Here is a 23443-nt window from a genome sequence, read left to right as displayed (position 1 = left end):
GGACGTACGGGAACCGGGGTGGGCTCCCTCGCGTCCTCGAACCCGGGGACATCGCAGCTAATGTGTGGGGCTGAGATGGCCGGCGATACATCTGGGGCAGCCCGTGCGTGAATATCTGCTGACGCTCTGCGTCACGGTGGCGGTGACCTACCTGCTCACCGGACCGGTGCGCAAGTTCGCGATCGCCGTCGGCGCGATGCCGCAGATCCGCGCGCGCGATGTGCACCGGGAACCGACTCCGCGGCTGGGAGGCATCGCCATGTTCGGCGGACTCTGCGCCGGCCTGCTGGTCGCCGACCACCTGCAGAACCTCAACGGGGTCTTCGAGCTGTCGAACGAGCCGCGGGCCCTGCTCTCCGGAGCGGCGCTGATCTGGCTGATCGGCGTGCTGGACGACAAGTTCGAGATCGACGCCCTGATCAAGCTCGGCGGACAGATGATCGCCGCCGGTGTGATGGTCATGCAGGGTCTGACCATCCTGTGGCTGCCCATCCCCTTCGTCGGCACGGTCTCGCTCACCCAGTGGCAGGGCAACCTGCTCACCGTGGCCCTGGTGGTCATCACCATCAACGCGGTGAACTTCGTGGACGGTCTGGACGGACTCGCGGCCGGCATGGTCTGCATCGCCGCCGCGGCGTTCTTCCTGTACGGCTACCGCATCTGGTACGGCTACGGCATCGAGGCCGCCGCCCCCGCGACCCTCTTCGCCGCCATCCTGATGGGCATGTGCCTGGGCTTCCTGCCGCACAACATGCACCCCGCACGGATCTTCATGGGCGACTCCGGCTCCATGCTGATCGGCCTGGTGCTGGCGGCCGGCGCCATCTCCATCACCGGCCAGGTGGACCCCGACGCAATGGCCCTGTGGGCCGGCGGTGAGCGGAACGCGACCCATGCGATGCTCCCGGTCTTCATCCCGCTGCTGCTGCCGCTGACGATCACCGCGCTGCCGGTGGCGGACCTGGTGCTGGCCATCGTGCGACGCACCTGGAAGGGCCAGTCGCCGTTCGCGGCGGACCGCGGACACCTGCACCACCGGCTGCTGGAAATCGGCCATTCGCACAGCCGGGCCGTTCTGATCATGTACTTCTGGTCGGCGCTGATCGCCTTCGGCACGGTGGCCTACTCGGTCAATTCGACCTCGATGTGGATCGTGCTGGTGATCGCCGGCCTGAGCGGGGTCGGGCTGGTCCTGCTCCTGCTGCCGCGGTTCAGCCCCCGGGCCCCGCGCTGGGCCGAGAGCCTGGTCCCGCCCCGCTACCGGCACGCCGAGCGGGCCGCCGAGCGCGCTGCGGAACAGGCCGTCCGGGAGGCCGCCGGGCAGGAGCCCGAGCCGGAGCCCGAGCCGGTCCGGGTGCTCGCGGGCGGCGTCTCGGGCGTCAACGGAGCAACCGCGGTGGGCCCCCGTTCGCGCTTCCCCGACCGACGGAAGGCCGGATCGGCGCGCTGACGTACGCTTTCCCTAACGGGAGCGATCGTCCTATATCAGACAGATCCACCCCCTGTCGTGCACACACGTGCGCGTTAGCCCTCATGTGTGACAGTGAGCACACCTGACAGGTAAAGACCTCATCAAATAGTTTGTGATACCGTTCACTAAACCCGGCGACAGAGCCGAAGGACCGTAGTGCGACGGTCCATTGGCCCGAGGTTCCCTCTCGGACCGGGCTTACTCTCGTCCCCGTACGAGTCCCGTGCCCCCACCACCATGCGGAGCCCCCGCCATGCGGTCTGATGACGTCCGATCCCTCCTGCAAGCAGCCGTACCCACCGCTGTAGCCGGCGCCGTTGCCGCCGTGATCAGCGGTGTGGTCGCGGGCGGCAAAGGGGCCATCGGCGCGGTCGTCGCAACCCTGGTCGTGATGCTCTTCATGGGGATCGGGTTCGTCGTGCTCCAGCGCACGGCACGATCGCTGCCGCATCTGTTCCAGGCCATGGGACTCATGCTTTATGCAGCGCAAATTCTGCTGATGTTCATCTTTGTCGCCGCGTTCAAGAACACCACGCTGTTCCACCCCAAGACCTTTGCGATCACGCTGGTCGCCACCACCCTCGTGTGGATCGGCGCGCAGACCCGTGCTCACATGAAGGCCAAGATCCTTTACGTCGAACCGGAACCGAGTGCGGGCCAGAAGCCCGAAAACTCGGGGTCGAAGCCGTGAAGGGTAGGGCCGGGATAAGCGGGCGTTCGACTTCCTGCTATCGTCCGGTGCCAACTGCGGCACTGCGGGCGCGGGCATCCGAGCTGACGCCTGTTCCATCGCGAGGCTCGATGCCGGACCGCCGCCCCATCATCCGTAACACCAGTCCAGTGCCGAACCGCGGCTGCTCGCCGCGCCGACACAACGAGGTTGCCGTACCTATGCGCCACGCTGAAGGAGCCCGCGGTGAGTGCTGACCCGATGACGCTCGCCTTTGAGGCCGACTGTCAACTCAACTCCGGTTGTGGCTTCCCGGCCCCCAGCCTGTGGTCCTTCATCTTCGAGCCCATCGCCGGAGACAAGGACGGCTGGTACCTCAACAAGCCGATGCTGCTGGCCCTGCTTGGCACGGTCGTCATCCTCGCCTTCTTCTGGGCCGCATTCCGCAAGCCGAAGGTCGTCCCCGGCAAGCTGCAGATGGTGGCCGAGACCGGCTACGACTTCGTGCGCCGCGGCATCGTGTACGAGACGCTGGGCAAGAAGGAGGGCGAGAAGTACGTCCCCTTCATGGTGTCGCTGTTCTTCTTCGTCTGGATCCTGAACGTCTGGTCGATCGTCCCGCTGGCCCAGTTCCCGGTGACCTCGATCATCGCGTACCCGGCAGCCCTCGCCCTGATCGTCTACGGCATCTGGATGTCCGTGACCTTCAAGCGCCACGGCTTCGTCGGCGGCTTCAAGAACCTCACCGGCTACGACAAGAGCCTCGGCGCGGTCCTGCCGCTGGTCATGGTCATCGAGTTCTTCTCGAACGTCCTGGTCCGGCCCTTCACGCACGCGGTCCGACTGTTCGCGAACATGTTCGCCGGTCACACGCTGCTGGTCCTGTTCACCATCGCCAGCTGGTACCTGTTCAACGGCGCGGGCATCCCCGCCGCGGGCGTGTCCTTCGTGATGGTCCTCGGGATGATGGTCTTCGAGCTCTTCGTCCAGGCCGTCCAGGCGTACGTCTTCGTCCTCCTGGCCTGCAGCTTCATCCAGGGCGCGCTCGCCGAGCACCACTGAGCCAGGCCCGCACTCACCACCCCCAACTCGTCCGGTGGCCAACCCCCACCGGTCCGTGAAAGAGAAGGAAGAACTGGCATGTCCCAGACCCTTGCTGCTGTCGAAGGTTCCCTGAGCTCCGTGGGTTACGGCCTGGCGGCCATCGGCCCCGGCGTCGGCGTCGGCATCATCTTCGGTAACGGCACCCAGGCGCTCGCCCGTCAGCCCGAGGCCGCCGGCATCATCCGCGCCAACCAGATCCTCGGCTTCGCCTTCTGTGAGGCGCTCGCCCTCATCGGTCTGGTCATGCCGTTCGTCTACTAAGACGAACGCGTACTAGTCCGAAACGACGAAAGGCACTGATGTGATTTCCCTGGTGCACCTGGCTGCAGAGGAGCCTCAGAACCCTCTGCTCCCGCCGGTCCCGGAGCTCATCGTCGGCCTCGTCGCCTTCCTGATCGTCTTCGGCATCCTGGCGAAGAAGCTCCTCCCGAACATCAACAAGGTTCTGGACGAGCGTCGCGAGGCCATCGAAGGCGGCATCGAGAAGGCAGAGGCCGCCCAGGTAGAGGCCCAGAGCGTCCTGGAGCAGTACAAGGCCCAGCTCGCCGAAGCCCGCCACGAGGCCGCTCGCCTGCGCCAGGAAGCGCTGGAGCAGGGCACTGCGCTCAAGGAAGAGCTGCGCGCAGAGGGCCAGCGGCAGCGTGAGGAGATCATCGCTGCCGGCCACGCCCAGATCGAGGCCGACCGCAAGGCCGCCTCGCAGGCGCTGCGCCAGGACGTGGGCAAGCTCGCCACCGACCTGGCCGGCAAGCTCGTCGGTGAGTCCCTCGAGGACCACGCCCGGCAGAGCCGCACCATCGACCGCTTCCTCGACGAGCTCGAGGAGAAGGCCGAGGCGGCCCGATGAACGGAGCGAGCCGCGAGGCGCTGCACGCCGCGCGCGAGCGTCTCGACGCGCTGACGGACAACACGTCCGTCGACGCGGCGAAGCTCGCCGGCGAGCTGGCTGCCGTCACCGCGCTGCTCGACCGCGAGGTCTCGCTGCGTCGGGTCCTCACCGACCCGGCGCAGTCCGGCGAGGCCAAGGCCGAGCTGGCCGGGCGTCTGCTCGGCGGCCAGGTGGGCGGGGAGACCCTCGACCTGGTGTCCGGCATGGTCCGGTCCCGCTGGTCGCAGTCGCGTGACCTGGTGGACTCGCTGGAGGAGCTGGCGAACACCGCCGACCTCACGGCCGCCCAGCAGGCCGATGCGCTCGACGACGTCGAGGACGAGCTGTTCCGGTTCGGCCGGATCCTCGCCTCGAACACCGAGCTGCGCGCCGCGCTGACCGACAAGGCCGCCACCGCCTCCGCCAAGGGCGAGCTGCTCCGCAGCCTGCTCGGCGGCAAGGCGAACGCCGCGACCGAGCGTCTGGTCACGCGTCTGGTCACGCACCCGCGTGGACGTAGCCTGGAAGCGGGACTCGAGTCCCTCTCCGCGCTCGCCGCGGAGCGCCGCAACCGCATGGTCGCCACCGTGACCACCGCGGTTCCGCTCAGCGACGTGCAGAAGCAGCGTCTCGGCGCGGTGCTGGCCAAGCTGTACGGCCGCCAGATGCACCTCAACCTCGACGTGGACCCCGAGGTCCTCGGCGGGATCGAGGTGCGGGTGGGCGACGAGGTCATCAACGGCACCATCGCGGAGCGCCTCGCCGAGGCGTCCCGTCGCATGGCCGGCTGACCAGCCCGCCACCCAACCTAAGAAAAGCATTTCCAGCGGCCCGGTTGGGCCGTGCAGAACTTGCAGAAGATTCCTGGGGGTCGCCCCCAGACCCCTATGAAGCTTCAGGCCCAACAAGGAGAGCAGGGAACCCAGATGGCGGAGCTCACGATCCGGCCGGAGGAGATCCGGGACGCGCTGGAGACCTTTGTCCAGTCGTACAAGCCGGACGCGGCCTCGCGCGAGGAGGTCGGAACGGTCAGCGTTGCCGGCGACGGCATCGCGAAGGTGGAGGGCCTGCCCTCCGCCATGGCGAACGAGCTGCTGAAGTTCGAGGACGGCACCCTCGGTCTCGCCCTCAACCTCGAGGAGCGCGAGATCGGTGCGATCGTCCTCGGCGAGTTCAGCGGCATCGAAGAGGGCCAGCCGGTGCAGCGCACCGGTGAGGTTCTCTCCGTAGGCGTCGGCGAGGGCTACCTCGGCCGTGTTGTCGACCCGCTCGGCAACCCGATCGACGGTCTCGGCGAGATCGCGACCGAAGGCCGCCGCGCCCTCGAGCTGCAGGCCCCGGGCGTCATGGTCCGCAAGTCGGTGCACGAGCCGATGCAGACCGGCTACAAGGCCGTCGACGCCATGGTGCCGATCGGCCGTGGCCAGCGTCAGCTGATCATTGGTGACCGTCAGACCGGCAAGACCGCTCTGGCCGTCGACACCATCATCAACCAGCGCGACAACTGGCGCTCGGGCGACGTGAACAAGCAGGTCCGCTGCATCTACGTCGCCATCGGTCAGAAGGGCTCCACCATCGCCTCCGTGCGCGGTGCCCTGGAAGAGGCCGGCGCGCTCGAGTACACGACCATCGTCGCCGCCCCGGCGTCCGACCCGGCCGGCTTCAAGTACCTGGCGCCCTACACCGGCTCCGCCATCGGCCAGCACTGGATGTACGCCGGCAAGCACGTCCTGATCATCTTCGACGACCTGTCGAAGCAGGCCGACGCCTACCGCGCCGTGTCGCTGCTGCTGCGCCGTCCGCCGGGCCGTGAGGCCTACCCGGGTGACGTCTTCTACCTGCACTCGCGTCTGCTGGAGCGCTGCGCCAAGCTCTCCGACGACATGGGCGCCGGCTCGATGACCGGTCTGCCGATCGTCGAGACCAAGGCCAACGACGTCTCGGCGTTCATCCCGACCAACGTCATCTCCATCACCGACGGCCAGTGCTTCCTGGAGTCCGACCTGTTCAACGCCGGCCAGCGCCCGGCCCTGAACGTCGGTATCTCGGTCTCCCGCGTCGGTGGCTCCGCCCAGCACAAGGCCATGAAGCAGGTCTCCGGCCGTCTCCGTGTCGACCTGGCCCAGTACCGCGAGCTGGAGGCGTTCGCCGCCTTCGGTTCCGACCTGGACGCCGCGTCGAAGGCCTCGCTGGAGCGCGGCAAGCGCATGGTCGAGCTGCTGAAGCAGGGCCAGTACCAGCCGATGCCGGTCGAGGAGCAGGTCGTCTCCGTCTGGGCCGGTACCACCGGCAAGATGGACGACGTTCCGGTCGAGGACATCCGCCGCTTCGAGTCGGAGCTGCTGGAGCACCTGCGGATCAACCGCAAGGAGCTCCTCACCTCCATCGTCGAGGGCGGCAAGATGTCCGACGACACCCTGCAGTCGATCGCCGACGCGATCGCCGGCTTCAAGAAGCAGTTCGAGACCTCGGACGGCAAGCTGCTGGGCGAAGACGCTCCGGTCTCCACCAGCAAGTGACGACGGAAGGGACCTGACTCATGGGAGCGCAGCTCCGGGTCTACAAGCGTCGCATCCGATCCGTCACCGCGACCAAGAAGATCACCAAGGCGATGGAGATGATCGCCGCCTCGCGCATCGTCAAGGCGCAGCGCCAGGTGGCGGCCTCCACGCCGTACGCGACCGAGCTCACCCGCGCGGTGGCCGCGGTGGCGACCGGATCGAACACCAAGCACCCGCTCACCACCGAGGCCGAGGCGCCGACCCGGGCTGCGGTCCTGCTCATCACGAGCGACCGCGGTCTGGCCGGCGGCTACTCCTCCAACGCCATCAAGGCGGCGGAGCGGCTGACCGAGCGTCTGCGCGGTGAGGGCAAGGAGGTCGACAGCTACATCGTCGGCCGCAAGGGCGTGGCCTACTTCAGCTTCCGCGAGCGCAAGATCGAGGACAGCTGGACCGGCTTCACCGACAGCCCGAGCTACGCGAACGCCAAGGCGGTCGCGGCGCCCCTGATCGAGGCCGTCTCCAAGGAGACGGCCGAGGGCGGCGTCGACGAGCTGCACATCGTCTACACGGAATTCGTGTCGATGATGACGCAGAACCCCGTCGACAGCCGGATGCTGCCGCTCAGCCTCGACAAGGCCGAAGACGAGTCCGGCGCGAAGGGCGAGATCCTTCCGCTGTTCGACTTCGAGCCGTCGGCGGAGGACGTCCTCGACGCCCTGCTGCCGCGCTACGTCGAGAGCCGTATCTACAACGCACTGCTGCAGTCGGCTGCCTCCGAGCACGCCGCCCGCCGGCGCGCGATGAAGTCGGCGACCGACAACGCCGGAGAGCTCATCAAGACGCTCTCCCGGCTTGCCAACGCGGCCCGCCAGGCCGAAATTACCCAGGAAATCAGCGAGATCGTCGGTGGCTCCGCAGCCCTGGCCGACGCGACCGCGGGGAGTGACAAGTAATGACGACCTCAGTTGAGACGGCTGCTGCCACGGGCCGCGTCGCCCGGGTCATCGGCCCGGTCGTCGACGTGGAGTTCCCCGTCGACGCGATGCCCGAGATTTACAACGCGCTGACCGTGCAGGTCGCGGACCCGGCCGAGGACGGCGCCCTCAAGACGCTGACCCTCGAGGTTGCCCAGCACCTGGGTGACGGCGTGGTCCGTACGATCTCCATGCAGCCCACCGACGGTCTGGTCCGCCAGGCCGCGGTCACCGACACGGGCACGGGCATCACCGTTCCGGTCGGCGACTTCACCAAGGGCAAGGTGTTCAACACCCTGGGTGAGGTGCTCAACTACCCGGAGGCCAACTCCGAGGTGACCGAGCGCTGGGCGATCCACCGCAAGGCCCCGAACTTCGACGAGCTCGAGTCGAAGACCGAGATGTTCGAGACCGGCGTCAAGGTCATCGACCTTCTCACCCCGTACGTCAAGGGTGGAAAGATCGGTCTGTTCGGTGGTGCCGGTGTCGGCAAGACCGTTCTGATCCAGGAAATGATCTACCGCGTCGCCAACAACCACGACGGTGTGTCGGTGTTCGCGGGTGTCGGTGAGCGTACCCGTGAGGGCAACGACCTCATCGAGGAGATGACCGACTCGGGCGTCATCGACAAGACCGCCCTTGTCTTCGGCCAGATGGACGAGCCCCCGGGCACCCGTCTGCGCGTCGCCCTGGCCGGTCTGACCATGGCGGAGTACTTCCGCGATGTTCAGAAGCAGGACGTGCTCTTCTTCATCGACAACATCTTCCGGTACACCCAGGCCGGTTCCGAGGTGTCGACCCTGCTCGGCCGTATGCCCTCCGCGGTGGGTTACCAGCCGAACCTGGCCGACGAGATGGGTCTCCTCCAGGAGCGCATCACCTCGACCCGTGGTCACTCGATCACGTCGATGCAGGCGATCTACGTCCCCGCTGACGACCTGACCGACCCGGCGCCGGCCACCACCTTCGCCCACCTCGACGCGACGACGGTTCTCTCCCGTCCGATCTCCGAGAAGGGCATCTACCCGGCCGTGGACCCGCTGGACTCCTCGTCCCGCATCCTCGACCCGCGGTACATCGCGAAGGACCACTACGAGGCCGCGACCCGCGTCAAGGGGATCCTGCAGAAGTACAAGGACCTCCAGGACATCATCGCGATCCTCGGTATCGACGAGCTGGGCGAGGAGGACAAGCTCGTTGTCCACCGTGCCCGTCGTGTCGAGCGCTTCCTGTCCCAGAACACGCACGTCGCCAAGCAGTTCACCGGCGTCGACGGTTCGGACGTCCCGCTCGACGAGTCGATCGCCGCGTTCAACGCGATCTGCGACGGTGACTACGACCACTTCCCCGAGCAGGCGTTCTTCATGTGCGGTGGCCTCGAAGACCTCAAGGCCAACGCCAAGGAGCTGGGCGTCTCCTGACCCTGCTCCCCGCAGGATCACCCGGAGAGGGGCGGGCGCGTCCCGTCCCTCTCCCCACGCCCATTAGAATTTGACCCAACACCCGGCAGACCTGCCGGGTGGTGACCCGAGGAGCCAACCTTGGCTGCTGAGCTGCACGTCGAGCTGGTCGCGGCGGACCGGAATGTCTGGTCCGGCGAGGCCACCCTGGTCGTCGCCCGCACCACGTCCGGCGACATCGGCGTCATGCCCGGTCACCAGCCGCTTCTCGGCGTGCTGGAATCGGGCCCGGTGACCATCCGTACCAGCGAGGGCGGCACGGTCGTCGCCGCGGTGCACGGCGGATTCATCTCGTTCGCGGACAACAAGCTGTCCCTGCTGGCCGAGATCGCCGAGCTCGCGGACGAGATCGACGTCCAGCGGGCGGAGCGGGCACTGGAGCGCGCGAAGTCGGAGGCCGATTCGGCCGCCGAGCGTCGCGCCGATGTCCGGCTGCGCGCGGTCGCGGGGCACTGAGCCCCGTACCGAAGAGTGTGAAACCTCAGCCGCGGTCCGTCCGGAGTTTTCCGGGACGGGTCGCGGCTGAGGCGATGCTGGTTGATTTTTCCTGTTCGGGATTCGATGAGCGAGGAGGTCGGTGAAGATGCTCCTCGCTCTGCTTGTGAGCGGCCTGGTCGTAGCCCTGGTGGTGATCGGGCTCTTTGTGTTCGGGCTGCGCCGGCGGCTCATCCAGCGTTCCGGCGGAACGTTCGACTGTTCGCTGCGCTGGGGCGTGGCGGAGGAGCCGGACCTCTCCGGCAAGGGCTGGGTGTACGGGGTGGCCCGCTACAGCGGCGACCGGATCGAGTGGTTCCGGGTGTTCTCGTACTCGCCCCGGCCGCGCCGGATGCTGGAGCGCGACTCCATCGAGGTGCTGGCCCGCCGTGCCCCGGAGGGGGAAGAGGAGCTGGCCCTGCTGTCCGACGCGGTCGTGCTCGGCTGTCTCCACCGGGGGACCCGCCTGGAGCTGGCGATGAGCGAGGACGCGCTGACCGGCTTCCTGGCCTGGCTGGAGGCGGCGCCGCCCGGCCAGAGGGTGAATGTCGCCTGAGAAGTGGGCGTGACGAAGCCGGGGTGACGGGGGCGGACCCGTCACCCCGGCTTCGGCCGTTTTACTGGAGTCCGGCGTGGACGGCGTTGGCCAGCTCACCGTTGGCCGTGTCGCCGCTGAATTCCCAGTAGAAGGCGCCGCGCAGTCCCTGCTGCTTGGCCCAGCTCATCTTTCCGGCGATGGTGGCCGGGGTGTCGTAGCTCCACCAGTTGCTGCCGCACTTGGCGTAGGCGGTGCCGGCGATGGTGCCGGTGGCCGGGCAGCTGTTCTTGAGCACCTTGTAGTCCTCGATGCCCTGCTCGTACGTGCCCGGGGCCGGGCCGGTGGCGGTGCCGCCGGGCGCCGCCTGGGTGACGCCGGTCCAGCCGCGGCCGTAGAAGCCGACGCCCAGGTTGAGCTTGCTGCCCGGGACCCCCTTGGCCTTGAGCTTGGCGATGGCCTCGGCGGAGTTGAAGCCGGCCTGCGGGATGCCGGCGTACGAGGTGAGCGGGGAGTGCGGGGCGGTCGGGCCCTGGGCCGCCCAGGCGCCGAAGAAGTCGTAGGTCATGACGTTGTAGAAGTCGGTGTACTGGGCGGCGCCGCCGTAGTCGGCCGCGTCGATCTTGCCGCCGTTGGAGGCGTCGGCGGTGATGGCGGCGGTGACCAGGTTGTTCGGGCCGAACTTGGCGCGCATGGCCTGCATCATGTTCCTGAAGGCGGCGGCACCGGAGGTGTCGCAGCTCAGACCGCAGGCGTTGGGGTACTCCCAGTCGAGGTCGATGCCGTCGAAGACATCGGCCCAGCGCGGGTCCTCGACCAGGTTGTAGCAGGAGTTGGCGAAGGCGGTCGGGTTGGCCACGGCCTGCGGGAACCCGCCGGACCAGGTCCAGCCGCCGAACGACCACAGCACCTTGATGTGCGGGTACTGCTTCTTCAGCTTGCGCAGCTGGTTGAAGTTGCCGCGCAGGGACTGGTCCCAGGTGTCGGCGACCCCGTCGACGCTCTGGTCGGCGGTGTAGGCCTTGTCGTAGTCGGCGTAGGCGTCACCGATCGTGCACGCGCCGTTCTGGACGTTGCCGAAGGCGTAGTTGATGTGCGTGATCTTGCTCGCGGTGCCCGAGGTGACCAGGTTCTTCACGTGGTAGTTGCGTCCGTAGACGCCCCAGTTGGTGAAGTATCCGAGCTTGACCGGGCCGCCCGGGGGCGGCGGGTCGACGGGTCCGCCGGGGGTGGTGAACGACACGTGGACGGACGAGGCGCCGGTCTGGTCGGCGGTGTCGCGGGCGACCACGTTGTAGCTGTACGTGGTGCCCTTGGTCAGGCCGGTCTCGGCGTGGCTGGTGCCGGTGACCGTGGCGACCTTGGCGCCGTTGCGGTAGACGTCGTAGTTCTTGATGCCCTTGTCGTCAGTGGCGGCGCCCCAGTTCAGGGTCAGCGAGGTCTCGGTGATGTTCGAGGCGGCGGGGGCGCCCGGGGCCGAGGGGGGATTGTCGCCGGGCTGGGTGCCGCCGTCGCAGGAGCCGCCGTTGATCTTGCAGCCGGAGGGGGCGCCGGAGCCGGCGCCGTTGAAGCCGAAGCTGATGCTGGCACCGGGGGCGAGAGTGCCGTTCCAGCCGACGTTCTTGCCGGTCCAGTGGTTGCCGGAGCTGGTGACCGTGGCGTCCCAGGCCGAGGTCACCCGGGTGCCGGAGGGGTAGTCCCACTCGACGGTCCAGCTGTTGATGGTGGTGTCACCGGTGTTCTTGATCGTCCACTTGCCCTCGAAACCGCTGCCCCAGTCGGAGACTTTGGTGTAGGTCGCCGTCGCGGAGGTGGCGGCCTGGGCGGGGGAGGCAAGGACGACGAGGCCGGCGATGGGGAGGGCGAAGGCGGCGACGGTGGCCGCGACTCTGGAAAGGAAGCGGGTGCGGGTGCGTGGGGGGGATGCTGTGCTCAAGGGTGCTCCTCCGTAGGTCCGTCGGCATCGGGGGTCGACATCGACTTGGGGGTGGGACCTGCGCCGCCCGTGAGCACGCCATGCTGCGCCTTGTCATGGCACGCTCACCACAGTATGGCCGTGAGACTAGAAAGGTCTGGACCAAGCGTCAAGAGGTCCAGACCAGCCCTCAGGTACCGCTCTAGATCCCCAACTCCTGTGCCAGCACGGCCGCTTGCACCCGGCTACGCAGCTCCAGCTTCCCCAGCAGCCTGCTGACGTGCGTCTTCACCGTCGCCTCCGCCATCTCCAGCCGCACCGCGATCTCCGCGTTCGACAGACCCTCGCCCAGGCAGGACAGCACCTCCCGCTCCCGCCGGGTCAGCGCCGCCACCGCCGCGTGCTCCGCCGGGCGGGCCGCCCGTACCGGCTTGGGCGCCGCGAACTCCGCGATCAGCCGGCGGGTCACCGCCGGCGCGATCAGGCCTTCCCCGCGGGCCACCGTCCGCACCGCCTCGATCAGCTCCCGCGCGTCCGCGTTCTTCAGCAGGAAGCCCGCCGCCCCCGCCCGCAGCGCCCCGAACACGTACTCGTCCAGATCGAAGGTGGTGAGCACCAGGACATCGGCCAGGCCTTCCGCCACCACCGTGCGGGTGGCCGAGACCCCGTCGAGCTTCGGCATCTGGACGTCCATCAGCACCAGGTCCGGCCGCAGCTCCCGGGCCAGCCGGACCGCCTCCTCACCGTCCCCGGCCTCGCCCGCCACCTCGATGTCGCCCGCGCTGCGCAAGATCAGCACCAGCCCGGCCCGTACCGCCGACTGGTCCTCCGCCACCACCACGCGGATGGTCATGCCTCCACCGCCTTCTCCTCGGCGGGCAGAACCGCCCGCACCTGCCACACCGTGCCGGTCGCGCCCGCTGCACCCACCGGTTCCGCCGGGCCCGCCGCGAACTCCCCGCCCAGCAGCTCCGTCCGCTCGCGCATGCCCACCAGCCCGGCACCCGACCCGGGGGCCCGCGGCCCCGGCCGGTCCCCGTATGGGCTGTCGACCCGTACGGTCAGCAGCGCGCCGGACCGGCCGATCAGCACCCGCACCGGGCCCGGCGCCGCATGCTTGAGGGCATTGGTCACCGACTCCTGCACGATCCGGTACGCCGCCAGCTCCACCGGGGCCGGGAGCGGCTCCCCGCCGGCCGGCCGGGTGTCCTCCAGCACGAACTCCAGCCCGCTCGCCGCACCCGTGGCCCGGGCCTGGTCCAGCAGGGCCGCCAGCCCGTCCAGCGAGGGCACGGCGACCGGCTCCTGCTCGGCCCCCGCCTGCCGCAGCAGCCCGATCAGCCGGCGCATCTCGGACAGGCCCTGGACGCTGTTCTCCCGGATCACCCCCAGCGCTTCCCGGCTGGTGTCGGCGGAGTCGATGGACAGCGCCGCGGTGGAGTGGATGGCGATGGCGGACAGATGGTTGGCGACCATGTCGTGTAGTTCCCGGGCCATCCGGGCCCGCTCGGCGACGATCGCCGCCTTCCGGTCCATCTCGGCCAGCAGCGCGGTCTGCTCCGCCCGCAGCCGGGCCGCGTCCGCCGCCTCGCGGTGGTAGCGCACCGAGGCCCCGGTCAGCGCCGGACCGAAGCAGACGATTCCGGTCACCACCCCGATCAGCACCGACTCCGGGGTGCGCAGCAAGGCCACCGAGAGCAGGGTGGCCACGACGGTGATCACGCCGGTGACGATCGGCAGCCGGCGGGCCATGGCGGGGTGCCCGTAGACCACGGCCGCGTACATCACGTCCGTGAACATGAAGACGGTGGCCAGGTTCCCCACGGTGAGCTGGTCCGCGATCAGCGCCGCGGTCCCGATCAGCAGCGCGGGCTGCGGGGCGGTCCGCCGGAACAGCTCCACTACGCCCATCACCGCCAGGGGCACCAGGGCCGCCCACGCGGGCAGCAGGTCCCGGAAGGTTGTGGTGTAGAGCCCCAGCGACCAGAGCACCAGGCCGGCGAGCACGCTGATCACGCAGAGCAGTACGTCGTGGGGGTGGGGGCGGAACAGTGGCATGGGCACAGGACCCATCCAACACGGTGGCCGCCGCCACGGCCTCGACGGAGCAGGTGAATCGGCAGTACATCGAAGGATGCAGTCGCAGTTCGTCTCGGCAGACGACGATTCGGGCCGGCCGGGCCGGGAAGCTGGAAGCGTTCCCCCACCGATCCGAACGGAGACTCCTGTGATCGTCGCGCTGATCATCGCCTGCGAGGTCGGCTTCTGGGTGCTGCTGGTCGCCGGACTGGCGCTGCGCTACCTCGCGAAGAAGCCCCGGCTGGGAGCGGCGGTCCTGCTGGTCGAGCCCCTGCTGGAGCTCGTCCTGTTGATCGTCACCACCCTGGACCTGAAGAACGGGGCCGAGCCGGACTGGAAGCACGGCCTGGCGGCCCTCTACATCGGCTACACCGTGGCGTACGGCCACTACACGATCAAGTGGCTGGACAGCCACGCGGCGTACCGCTTCGCCGGCGGCCCGAAGCCGGCCGGGGCGGGCTACGGAACGGCCCGGACCCTGCACGAGTGGAAGCTCGTGGCCCGCACCCTGCTCGCCGCCGCTGTGGCGTACGGCCTGCTCCAGGGCGCCATCTGGTACGTCGGCGACGCGGGCGACACCGCCTCGCTGGAGTCCTGGCAGTACGCGGCGCTGCGGGTGCTCGGCATCCACACCATCGTCGCGGTCTGCTACACGATCTGGCCGAAAAAGGCCCCCGCGGGCGCCGCGGCCCCGGCCGGACTCGGCAAGTCCGAGCGCTAGCCGGGGGCCGGGGCCGGTCCCGGGTCCGTCAGGGGCTAGCGGTCCCCGCCAGGGACCCACAGCACGTCTCCGACCTCCTTGTTGGCCGTCCGGGCCAGGATGAACAGGAGGTCGGAGAGGCGGTTGAGGTAGGTGGCGGTGAGGGGATTCATCGTCTCGCCGTGGGCCTCCAGCGCCGCCCAGGTGGACCGCTCCGCCCGCCGCACCACCGTGCACGCCTGGTGCAGCAGGGCCGCGCCCGGGGTGCCGCCCGGCAGGATGAAGCTCCGCAGCTTCTCCAGCTCCTCGTTGAAGCGGTCGCAGTCCGCCTCCAGCTTGTCCACGTAGAACTGCTCCACCCGCAGCGGCGGGTATTCGGGGTTCTCCACCACCGGGGTGCACAGGTCCGCGCCGACGTCGAACAGGTCGTTCTGCACCCGGACCAGGACCTTGGCCACCGCTTCCGGCAGCCCGCCGAGCGCAATCGCCGTGCCGATGGCCGCGTTCGCCTCGTTGGCATCGGCGTACGCGGAGATCCGCAGGTCGGTCTTGGCGGTCCGGCTCATGTCGCCCAGGGCGGTCGTGCCCTTGTCGCCGGTGCGGGTGTAGATGCGCGTGAGGTTCACCATGCCGCCAGCGTAGTCCGCACCAACTGCGCGCCCCCCGGCGCGCGGTGGACCGTATCGGTGTGATGTCCGTCATCTGAGACGTGACGCGTGTTACTTCACGGTCACACGGCCCTGCCCGGACGCTACTCTCCGCCGGAGAGACGCTACGAAACTGGCTCGTATCAAGAACGTGGGGTGTGCAGTGGCTGGGAAGCTCGCCGTCATCGGTGCCGGGCTGATGGGTTCGGGAATCGCTCAGGTCTCCGCTCAGGCAGGCTGGGACGTGGTCCTGCGCGATGTCACGACCGAGGCGCTCACCCGCGGTACCGACGGCATCAAGGCCTCGTACGACAAGTTCGTCGCCAAGGGCAAGCTCGCCGCCGAGGACGCCGAGGCGGCCCTCGCGCGGATCACCACCACCACCGACCTGGACGGGGTCGCGGACGCGGACATCGTCGTCGAGGCCGTCTTCGAGAAGCTCGAGGTCAAGCACGAGATCTTCCGTGCCCTCGACAAGCTGGTGCGCGAGGACGCCGTGCTGGCCTCCAACACCTCCGCCATCCCGATCACCAAGATCGCGGCCGTGACGGAGCGCCCGGAGCGGGTCGTCGGCGCCCACTTCTTCTCGCCGGTCCCGATGATGCAGCTGTGTGAGCTGGTCCGCGGCTACAAGACCAGCGACGAGACCCTCGCCACCACCCGCGCCTTCGCCGAGTCGGTCGGCAAGACCTGCATCGTCGTCAACCGCGACGTGGCCGGCTTCGTGACCACCCGTCTGATCTCCGCGCTGGTCGTCGAAGCGGCGAAGTTGTACGAATCGGGCGTGGCCTCCGCCGAGGACATCGACATCGCGTGCAAGCTGGGCTTCGGGCATGCGATGGGTCCCCTCGCCACCGCCGATCTGACGGGCGTGGACATCCTGCTGCACGCCACCAGCAACATCTACACGGAGTCCCAGGACGAGAAGTTCGCGCCGCCGGAGCTGATGCGCCGCATGGTGGACGCGGGCGACATCGGCCGCAAGAGCGGCCAGGGCTTCTACAAGCACTGAGCGGCCACTGTTCGAAACCATTCACCCCCCGGGGTGAATTAGGTATCGGTTCGCTCACGGTCGGCAACTTCCCTGCCCGCGAGGCAGTCAGTTGCAGTGAGAGTTGCACGCGTACGCAGTACTGCCGGGGAGCACACATGCACATCAGGGGCGACCACGCCGAACTCGCTGTCGGGGGCCGCCTCGACGTGCGCAGCGCGGCCGACGCCCGTACCGCCCTGCACTCCGCCCTCGACGACGGCGCCGGTGACCTCGTGCTCGACCTCACCGGCCTCGACTCCTGGGACGCCACCGGTCTCGGCGTCATCATGGGCGCCCACCGGCGGGCCGGCCGGACCGGGCGGCGCCTGGTGCTGCGCGGGGTGCCGCCGCAGATGCAGCGGCTCCTGGTGGCCACCCGGCTGCACCGGATCCTCGCCATCGAGGGCGGTCTGGAGGCCGAGTCCCTGCCACGGGTGTGAAACCGCCGGGGGCCAGCGGCCCCGGCGGCCCGTGTGATCACCGACCGGGTGAAACGTAACGGTCCGGTGGTGATGGCCACCCTGCAGTTCCCGGCGCACCGGCCACCGTCTAGGTTTGGGCGGCACGATGCGATCGGGGGACTTCTTCATGGACCGCACACAGGGACACGGCGGCGGTGAGCCGACGGGCGGACCGTCGACGGGAGCGGCCCCCGGCTCGGCTTCAGGTCCGGTTTCAGGTTCCGCTTCCGGTTCGTCTTCCGGCTCCTCGGCCCCGGCCGCCGGCCCGGCGGGAGCCCCGGCAGGGCCGCCGGCCCGGGTGGTCCGCCTGACCGCCGGTGACTTCTCCCTCACGGTCAACCCCGTGGACGGCAGCGAGATCGAACCCCTCCGCCCCGCCGCCCTCGGTACCCCGTCCGGCACCGGCCCGGCCGGCCGGCCCGCCAAGCGCCGGACCGCGGCCCGCACCGCTCTCGCCACCGCCGCCACGCCCCCCGTACCGCCGGGGCCGACGCTGCCCGCGCTCCCGCTGCTGGAGCGCGAGGAGGAACGGGAACGGCTGGTACGCCTCCTCGGACGAGGCCGCTCCGTACGGCTGACCGGACCCTCCGGTTCCGGCCGCACCCGGCTCCTCGACGCGGTTGCCGAGGACTGCGCCGGCCTCGCCCCCGACGGCCTGGTACGCCTCTCCGGACACCGCACGAGCACCACCGAACTGCTCCACGCCCTCTACACCCGGGTGTACGACGCGGACCGGCGCCGGCCGGGCCGCACCGAACTCCTGGAACGGGTCCGGGACATCGGCGCCATCGTGCTCGTCGACGACCTCGACTTCGGCGGAGCCGCCCTCGACGAGCTGCTGCGGGCCACCCCCGAATGCGCCTTCCTGCTCGCCGCCACCCCGGACACACCGGCCCCTTCCGAGGACTCCCACCTGGAGGAGGTCTTCCTCGCCGGGCTCAGCCGGACCGCCTGCCTGGAACTCCTGGAGGCCGCCACCGGACGGCCGCTCACCGAGGAGGAGACCGCCTGGGCGAGCGACCTGCGGTTCGCCTCGGAAGGACTGCCGCTCCGCTTCGTCCAGGCCGCCGCACTGCTGCGGCAGCGCGACGAGCTCAACCGGCGGGTCACCGTGTCCGAGGAGGAGGACGGGGAAGAGCCCGGTGTCTTCGAGGAGCGCCCGCGCGACCCGGCCGTCGTTCCGCTGCCCACCCTGGCCGAGGGCGCGGCCCCGGCCGAGCTCCTCGCGGCCCGGGCCGGCGAGGCCGCCCGCGCCGCCCTGCGGTTCGCCTGCGCCCTCGGCGGCGAGATGCCGCACCACGCCCATCTGCCGGCGCTGGTGGGGGACACCCACGCCGACGCGGCGGTCGGCGAGCTGCTGGCCTGCGGCCTGCTGACCCCGGCCGGACCGCGTTACCGGCTGGCGGCCGGAGTGGCCCGGCAGCTGACCGAAGCCGGCTGGGAGCCGGACGAGGAAGCGCGTACGGCGGCCCGGCACTACGCCTGGTGGACCGGCCACTCCTCGGTCACCCCGGAGCGGGTGGCGGCCGAGGCCGACGCGGTGCTCGCGGCGCTGGCCGGCGCCGATGTGGTCGCCGGGGTGATGCTGGCCCGCACGGCGGCACCGGCCTTCGCCGCCTCCCTGCACTGGGGCGCCTGGGAACGCGTCCTGAGGGCCGGCGCGGAGGCCGCCCGGACGGCGGGCGAGGTCGCCGAACAGGCGTACTTCCACCACGAACTGGGCGTACTCGCGCTGTGCGGAGGCCGGCTGGACCGGGCCCGGGCCGAACTCGAGGCCTCGATCGGCCTGCGCGGTGCACTGGCCGACAAGCACGGCACGGTGGCGGGCCGGCGGGCGCTGGCCCTGGTCGCCGACCGGGAACGCGGCGGGGCGGCGGCCTCCCCGCCGCTGCGGCTGGAGGCCCCGCCCGCCGCGGGCGGAGCCGCGCCCGGGCTGCCGGCCCTGCCGACGGCTCCGGCTGTGACCCCGTCGCCGCTGTCTTCGGTGTCCGGGCCGCTGGCCGGGGCTGCGCCTGCCGCCGGGGCCGCGCCCCGAACCGCAGCTGCCGGGTCTTCCGGGCCTGCCCTGTCTTCCGGGCCTGCCGGGCCTGCCGGGCCTGCCGGGTCTTCCGGGTCTTCCGGGTCTTCCGGGCCTGCCGGTCCGGACGAGGAGGTGACCCGGATCGTCCCGCTGCTGAAGCCTGCCGTTCCGGTGGCGCCCGGGAGCGAGCCGACCACCCTGGCGGAGGCCTTCGAGGAGGACTTCCGGATCTCCCGGGGGCCGGTGGGGCAGCCGCCCGCCGCCGGCCCCGCCGGCTCCGCCGCCCCGGCGCGGCCGGGCCGGCCGCGGTGGCGGCCGTCCCGCCGGAACCCGGTGGTGCTGGCCGGTGCGGCGGTTCTGGTGGTGGCGCTCCTCGGGACCGCCGTCGGCTTCGCCCTGTCCTCGGACGAGGGCGCGGCGCCGGGCCCCCAGCCCGGTACGGAGGCGACGGCCTCGGAGTCCCCGAAGAACAGCGGGAACGATCCTGCACCGGCGCCGCCGGTCGTCGACTCGGGCAGCGAGACCCCCGAGGCTCCCGGATCCGGCTCCACCAAGCCGCGTACGGACCCCTCCCAGCCGGTCTTCCCGACCCCCGGCCCGACCCCGGGCCGCACCACCCCCTCGCTGTCCCCGCGCCCGACCCCGCCGGCCTCCTCCCCGGCGTCACCCCCGCCGACCCGGTCCGCCACCCCGCCGGTGACCCCGCCGGTCTCCTCACCCCCGGTCTCCTCGCCCCCGGCCTCCCCGACGGCATCGCCCTCGGCCTCGTCGGCCACCACCACCATCACCACACCGGCCGGCACCTCCTCGCCCTGACGGCCCGTCGGCCGGCCAACCGCCCGGCATGGCGCGAAGTTTGGCGCAAGGCCGACGGGGCGGCGCGCCGCCCGGACGCTAAGATCACGGCATGGTCACGGCCGGGTCCCCTTCCCGTATGCCGCGGGCCCGCACACCTGCGGGCCCGCTGCGGGTATGGGGTCTGGCCGTGGTGTTGTTCGCCTTCCTCTACGGGCACGGGGTGAGCATCGAGGGTGCCGTGGGGCACCACGACAGCACCGCCACCGCGCCGGTGACGGCCGTCTTCCACGGCCACCCGAGCGCCCCGCACAGCGCCCCGCACGACGGCATGACCGGAACCCCCGGCGAACCCGGTGCCGCCTCCCACCCCGCCCAGGAATGCATCCCCGGCCAGCCCCAGCAAGGGCCCGCCCTGGACGCCCCCGCCGCCGGTCTCCTCGTACCGGCGCACACTCCGTCCGGCTGCGGGCCGGGTGCCCGCCCGGCCGCGGCCGACGGCCGGGCCGCCGCCGCACCTCCCGGCAGAGCCACGGTTCTGCGGATCTAGGAGCTGCCGACTGCCGCACCCTGCGGCAGCCTCCGGCATGCCCTGAATCCACCCCCGCGGAGGAAACGTGCCCTCCCCTTCCCCTTCCCCTTCCCCTTCCCCTTCCCCTTCCCCTGCCCCTTCCCCTTGCCGCGCGGCTGCGCTGCTGCTCGCCCTGCTGCTGGGCGCGCTCCTGCTCATCGCCCCGGACTGCGGCCCCCATCCGTCCGCCGACGCACATCCGCACGCGCAGCTCCACGCGCATGTGCACACCGCGGAGTTCTGCGACCTGCCGGGGCCGCACACCGAGCCCGCCGTGCAGCTGCGGGCCGGCGGAGCCCTTCCGATGCCCGGCTGCGAGCCGCCCGGGCGTCCGCCCGCCGTCCCGCGGCCCGTCGAAGCCGCGCCCCCGGCACCGGACCCGGCCCCGAGAGCCGTCTCCGGGCGCGTGACCCTGTGCATCCTCTGCCGCTCCCGGACCTAGGGGGTGTCCGGCGGATCAGGGCCGGGCCCGGCCCTCCCCCAGACTCCGTCCGGGGGGACCCCCAGCACCGCGGCTTGCCGCGTTGTCGTCGGTCGCCGACGTCCCCCAGCTACCGCTGGGAGGTGCCCCCACCGCGTGGGCTCCCTCCTCCGCCTTGCAATCCACGGCACCAGACGACCCGGGCTATCCGGCCCTGATCCACCGGACACCCCCTAGGCCGGCCCGGCCCCGGCCCCTCCGTATCCCCGGCGTCCCCGGACGCACGACGAGCGACGAGCGACGAACGAGAGCAGACGAGCAGACGATGAACGCATCCACCACCCCCACCACTCCGCTGGCCGGCCTGGTCGGCAACACCCCGCTGCTGCGCGTGGGCGAGCCCTTCGCGCCCGCCGGACGCGGCTTCTGGGCAAAGCTGGAGGGCTTCAACCCCGGCGGCATCAAGGACCGCCCCGGCCTGCACATGGTCGAGCGGGCCCGCGCCCGGGGCGAGCTCGCCCCGGGCGCCCGGATCATCGAGTCCACCAGCGGCACCCTCGGCCTCGGCCTGGCCCTGGCCGGCATGGTCCACGGCCACCCCGTCACCCTGGTCACCGACCCCGGGCTGGAGTCCTCCATGACCCGGCTGCTGACCGCGTACGGGGCCCAGGTCAACGTGGTCTCCGAACCCCACCCCACCGGCGGCTGGCAACAGGCCCGCCGGGACCGGGTCGGCCGGCTGATGGCGCAGCACCCCGGCTCCTGGTGCCCGGACCAGTACAACAACCCCGACAACACCAGCGCCTACACCCCGCTCGCCCTGGAACTCGCCTCCGAGCTGGGGCACATCGACGTCCTGGTGTGCAGCGTCGGTACGGGCGGGCACTCCGCCGGGGTCTCCCGCGTCCTGCGGCAGCTCTACCCGGAGCTCCGGCTGGTCGGCGTGGACACCATCGGGTCCACCATCTTCGGCCAGCCGGCCCGGCCGCGCCTGATGCGCGGGCTGGGCTCCAGCATCTACCCGCGCAACGTGGCGTACGGGCACTTCTCCGAGGTGCACTGGGTGGCCCCCGCCGAATCGGTCTGGGCCTGCCGCCGGCTCGCCTCCTCCCACTACGCCACCGGCGGCTGGAGCGTCGGCGCGGTCGCCCTGGTCGCGGGCTGGCTGGCCCGCACCCTGCCCGCCGACACCCGGATCGCGGCCGTGTTCCCGGACGGCCCGCAGCGCTACCTCGGCACGGTCTACGACGACGACTACTGCGCCGCGCACGGCCTGCTGGACGGACCGCCCGCGCCCGAGCCGGACGTGATCGGCCGGGTCGACGAGAAGGAGGTCACCCGCTGGACCCGGTGCCCGGCCGTGGTGGACCCGCTGACCCTGGCGGGCGACGGCGCAGCGGCGGAGAACCTGCGGTGAAAGGCACCTTTGCGCAGGTACGGACGTACGACCGGAGCGTGCAGCTCCTGATGGTCAACCAGTTCACCATCAACCTCGGCTTCTACATGCTCATGCCCTACCTTGCGGCCCATCTCGCCGGGCCGCTCGGCCTCGCGGGCTGGCTGGTGGGGCTGATCCTGGGCGTACGCAATTTCAGCCAGCAGGGCATGTTCCTGCTCGGCGGCACCCTGGCCGACCGGCTCGGCTACAAGCCGATGATCATCTGCGGCCTGGTGCTGCGGATCATCGGCTTCGCCACCCTCGGGCTGGTCGACTCGGTTCCGGCGCTGCTCGCGGCCTCGGCGGCCACCGGGCTGGCCGGGGCGCTGTTCAACCCGGCCTCCCGCGCGTACCTGGCGCTGGACGCGGGGGAGCGCCGGGTCGAGGCCTTCGCCCTGTTCAACGTCTTCTACCAGGCGGGCATCCTGCTCGGGCCGCTGGTCGGCATGGTGCTGACCGGGGTCTCGTTCAAGGTGACCTGTCTGACCGCGGCCGGGGTGTTCGCCGTGCTGAGCCTGGTGCAGGTGCGGGCGCTGCCCGCGCGCCGGGCGGCGGCCGACGACCGGCGGGAGGGCGTGGCGGCGCAATGGCGGGGCATCCTGGCGAACCGGCCGTTCCTGCTGTTCTCCGCCGCCATGACCGTCTCGTACGTGCTGACCTTCCAGGTCTATCTGGCGCTGCCGCTGGAGGTGCGCCGGCTGGGCGGCGACGGGCGGTCCGGGACCGTGGCGGTGGCCCTGCTGTTCGCCGTCTCCGGGCTGAGTACCGTACTCGGCCAGACCCGGGTCACCGCCTGGTGCAAGGCCCGGCTGGAGCCCGGGCAGGCGCTGGCCGGGGGCCTGGTGGTGATGGGCTCGGCCTTCCTGCCGCTGCTGCTCGCGACGGCGCTGCCGGTGCCGGGCGGCGGGGCGGGCCGGTGGGCGGTGGCGGCGGTGCCGCCGGTGCTCGCCGCGCTGCTGCTGGCCCTGGGCACGATGATCGCGTACCCGTTCGAGATGGACACCATCGTCCGGCTGTCCGGGGACCGGCTCGTGGCCACCCACTACGGCCTGTACAACACCGTCTGCGGGGTGGGCATCACCCTCGGCAACCTGGGCACCGGCGCGGCCCTGGACGCCGCCCGCGCCGCGGGTGTCCCCGCGCTGCCGTGGGCGGCCCTGGCCCTGCTCGGGTTCGGCTGCGCAGCCGCCCTGTACGCCCTCGGCCGCACGGGGCGCCTCGCAGCCCCGCCGGCCGGGGCGGCGGCCGGCCGGGCCGAGCCGGCCCGGGCCTGATCCGCCGAACCGTCCGCCCCGCACCCGGG

At 70.9% G+C, this 23443-nt stretch carries 22 protein-coding genes; 18 read left to right on the top strand and 4 right to left on the bottom strand.

Annotated features, from left to right (window positions below; all coding sequences use genetic code 11):
• Window positions 1–91 precede the first annotated feature (91 nt).
• The 11 genes from DEJ50_RS10720 (at window position 92) to DEJ50_RS10670 (ending at window position 10081) form a co-directional block, all read left to right on the top strand.
• A complete protein-coding gene (locus DEJ50_RS10720; RefSeq protein WP_190344931.1) occupies window positions 92–1450 on the top strand; it encodes an MraY family glycosyltransferase in 1359 nt (452 codons plus the stop codon).
• A 274-nt stretch (window positions 1451–1724) separates the two neighbouring features.
• Window positions 1725–2162: a hypothetical protein gene (locus DEJ50_RS10715; protein WP_150207330.1), complete on the top strand. Its 438-nt coding sequence runs from the start codon at window positions 1725–1727 to the stop codon at window positions 2160–2162.
• Window positions 2163–2387: 225 nt separating this feature from the next.
• Window positions 2388–3203, top strand: a complete 816-nt coding sequence (gene atpB, locus DEJ50_RS10710) for a F0F1 ATP synthase subunit A (protein WP_150207329.1) — start codon at window positions 2388–2390, stop codon at window positions 3201–3203.
• A 78-nt stretch (window positions 3204–3281) separates the two neighbouring features.
• Window positions 3282–3506 carry a F0F1 ATP synthase subunit C gene (locus DEJ50_RS10705; RefSeq protein ID WP_150207328.1) on the top strand — a complete coding sequence of 75 codons (225 nt, stop codon included), beginning with the start codon at window positions 3282–3284 and terminating at the stop codon, window positions 3504–3506.
• A gap of 40 nt (window positions 3507–3546) precedes the next feature.
• Entirely contained in the window at window positions 3547–4092 is a 546-nt protein-coding gene (locus DEJ50_RS10700; RefSeq protein WP_150207327.1) for a F0F1 ATP synthase subunit B, read from the top strand.
• Window positions 4089–4904 carry a F0F1 ATP synthase subunit delta gene (locus tag DEJ50_RS10695; RefSeq protein ID WP_150207326.1) on the top strand — a complete coding sequence of 272 codons (816 nt, stop codon included), beginning with the start codon at window positions 4089–4091 and terminating at the stop codon, window positions 4902–4904. Before DEJ50_RS10700 ends, DEJ50_RS10695 begins: the two co-directional genes overlap by 4 nt.
• A 135-nt stretch (window positions 4905–5039) precedes the next feature.
• On the top strand, window positions 5040–6632 hold the full coding sequence (gene atpA / locus DEJ50_RS10690) for a F0F1 ATP synthase subunit alpha (RefSeq protein WP_150207325.1): 1593 nt from the start codon (window positions 5040–5042) through the stop codon (window positions 6630–6632).
• 20 nt (window positions 6633–6652) lie between these two features.
• Window positions 6653–7570, top strand: coding sequence for a F0F1 ATP synthase subunit gamma (locus tag DEJ50_RS10685; protein ID WP_150207324.1), 918 nt, complete (start codon window positions 6653–6655; stop codon window positions 7568–7570).
• Complete coding sequence (gene atpD / locus DEJ50_RS10680; RefSeq protein WP_150207323.1) at window positions 7570–9012, top strand: F0F1 ATP synthase subunit beta; 1443 nt, start codon at window positions 7570–7572, stop codon at window positions 9010–9012. Before DEJ50_RS10685 ends, atpD begins: the two co-directional genes overlap by 1 nt.
• Before the next feature lie 120 nt (window positions 9013–9132).
• Window positions 9133–9507, top strand: coding sequence for a F0F1 ATP synthase subunit epsilon (locus DEJ50_RS10675; RefSeq protein ID WP_150207322.1), 375 nt, complete (start codon window positions 9133–9135; stop codon window positions 9505–9507).
• Between the two features lie 127 nt (window positions 9508–9634).
• On the top strand, window positions 9635–10081 hold the full coding sequence (locus DEJ50_RS10670) for a DUF2550 domain-containing protein (protein WP_150207321.1): 447 nt from the start codon (window positions 9635–9637) through the stop codon (window positions 10079–10081).
• Between the two features lie 61 nt (window positions 10082–10142).
• On the opposite strand, the gene DEJ50_RS10665 is transcribed toward DEJ50_RS10670, so the two are convergent.
• The 3 genes from DEJ50_RS10665 to DEJ50_RS10655 form a co-directional block, all read right to left on the bottom strand.
• The gene (locus DEJ50_RS10665) at window positions 10143–11996 is read right to left on the bottom strand and encodes a glycoside hydrolase family 18 chitinase (protein ID WP_150207320.1); all 1854 of its coding nucleotides are present in this window, start codon (window positions 11994–11996) and stop codon (window positions 10143–10145) included.
• 181 nt (window positions 11997–12177) lie between these two features.
• Window positions 12178–12828 carry a response regulator gene (locus DEJ50_RS10660; RefSeq protein WP_150207319.1) on the bottom strand — a complete coding sequence of 217 codons (651 nt, stop codon included), beginning with the start codon at window positions 12826–12828 and terminating at the stop codon, window positions 12178–12180.
• The gene (locus DEJ50_RS10655; RefSeq protein ID WP_150207318.1) at window positions 12825–14033 is read right to left on the bottom strand and encodes a sensor histidine kinase; all 1209 of its coding nucleotides are present in this window, start codon (window positions 14031–14033) and stop codon (window positions 12825–12827) included. Before DEJ50_RS10655 ends, DEJ50_RS10660 begins: the two co-directional genes overlap by 4 nt.
• Before the next feature lie 169 nt (window positions 14034–14202).
• Here DEJ50_RS10655 and DEJ50_RS10650 point away from each other — a divergent pair, with 169 nt between their 5' ends.
• Window positions 14203–14775 carry a hypothetical protein gene (locus tag DEJ50_RS10650; RefSeq protein WP_150207317.1) on the top strand — a complete coding sequence of 191 codons (573 nt, stop codon included), beginning with the start codon at window positions 14203–14205 and terminating at the stop codon, window positions 14773–14775.
• A 35-nt stretch (window positions 14776–14810) separates the two neighbouring features.
• Here DEJ50_RS10650 and DEJ50_RS10645 read toward each other — a convergent pair whose 3' ends face one another.
• A complete protein-coding gene (locus DEJ50_RS10645) occupies window positions 14811–15383 on the bottom strand; it encodes a cob(I)yrinic acid a,c-diamide adenosyltransferase (protein WP_150207316.1) in 573 nt (190 codons plus the stop codon).
• A 181-nt stretch (window positions 15384–15564) separates the two neighbouring features.
• On the opposite strand from DEJ50_RS10645, the gene DEJ50_RS10640 reads away from it, so the two are divergent.
• The 6 genes from DEJ50_RS10640 to DEJ50_RS10610 all read left to right on the top strand — a co-directional run bounded on the left by DEJ50_RS10640 (window position 15565) and on the right by DEJ50_RS10610 (window position 23414).
• Window positions 15565–16413 carry a 3-hydroxyacyl-CoA dehydrogenase family protein gene (locus tag DEJ50_RS10640; RefSeq protein WP_150207315.1) on the top strand — a complete coding sequence of 283 codons (849 nt, stop codon included), beginning with the start codon at window positions 15565–15567 and terminating at the stop codon, window positions 16411–16413.
• 137 nt (window positions 16414–16550) lie between these two features.
• On the top strand, window positions 16551–16874 hold the full coding sequence (locus DEJ50_RS10635) for an STAS domain-containing protein (RefSeq protein ID WP_150207314.1): 324 nt from the start codon (window positions 16551–16553) through the stop codon (window positions 16872–16874).
• A 148-nt stretch (window positions 16875–17022) separates the two neighbouring features.
• Window positions 17023–19731 carry an ATP-binding protein gene (locus DEJ50_RS33875; protein WP_411757594.1) on the top strand — a complete coding sequence of 903 codons (2709 nt, stop codon included), beginning with the start codon at window positions 17023–17025 and terminating at the stop codon, window positions 19729–19731.
• Window positions 19732–19822: 91 nt separating this feature from the next.
• Window positions 19823–20260 (top strand): hypothetical protein, encoded by a 438-nt coding sequence (locus tag DEJ50_RS10620; protein WP_150207313.1) that lies wholly within the window; start codon window positions 19823–19825, stop codon window positions 20258–20260.
• 767 nt (window positions 20261–21027) lie between these two features.
• Window positions 21028–22119 (top strand): PLP-dependent cysteine synthase family protein, encoded by a 1092-nt coding sequence (locus DEJ50_RS10615; RefSeq protein WP_150207312.1) that lies wholly within the window; start codon window positions 21028–21030, stop codon window positions 22117–22119.
• Window positions 22116–23414 (top strand): MFS transporter, encoded by a 1299-nt coding sequence (locus tag DEJ50_RS10610; RefSeq protein WP_190344401.1) that lies wholly within the window; start codon window positions 22116–22118, stop codon window positions 23412–23414. The genes DEJ50_RS10615 and DEJ50_RS10610 overlap by 4 nt, the downstream gene beginning before the upstream one ends.
• Window positions 23415–23443: the final 29 nt, after the last annotated feature.

Origin of the sequence: Streptomyces venezuelae (genome assembly GCF_008642295.1) — a bacterium.
Taxonomy (GTDB): domain Bacteria; phylum Actinomycetota; class Actinomycetes; order Streptomycetales; family Streptomycetaceae; genus Streptomyces; species Streptomyces venezuelae_C.
The sequence above is the reverse complement of the archived record's forward strand: the minus strand, read 5'-3'. Positions and strand labels throughout refer to the sequence as shown.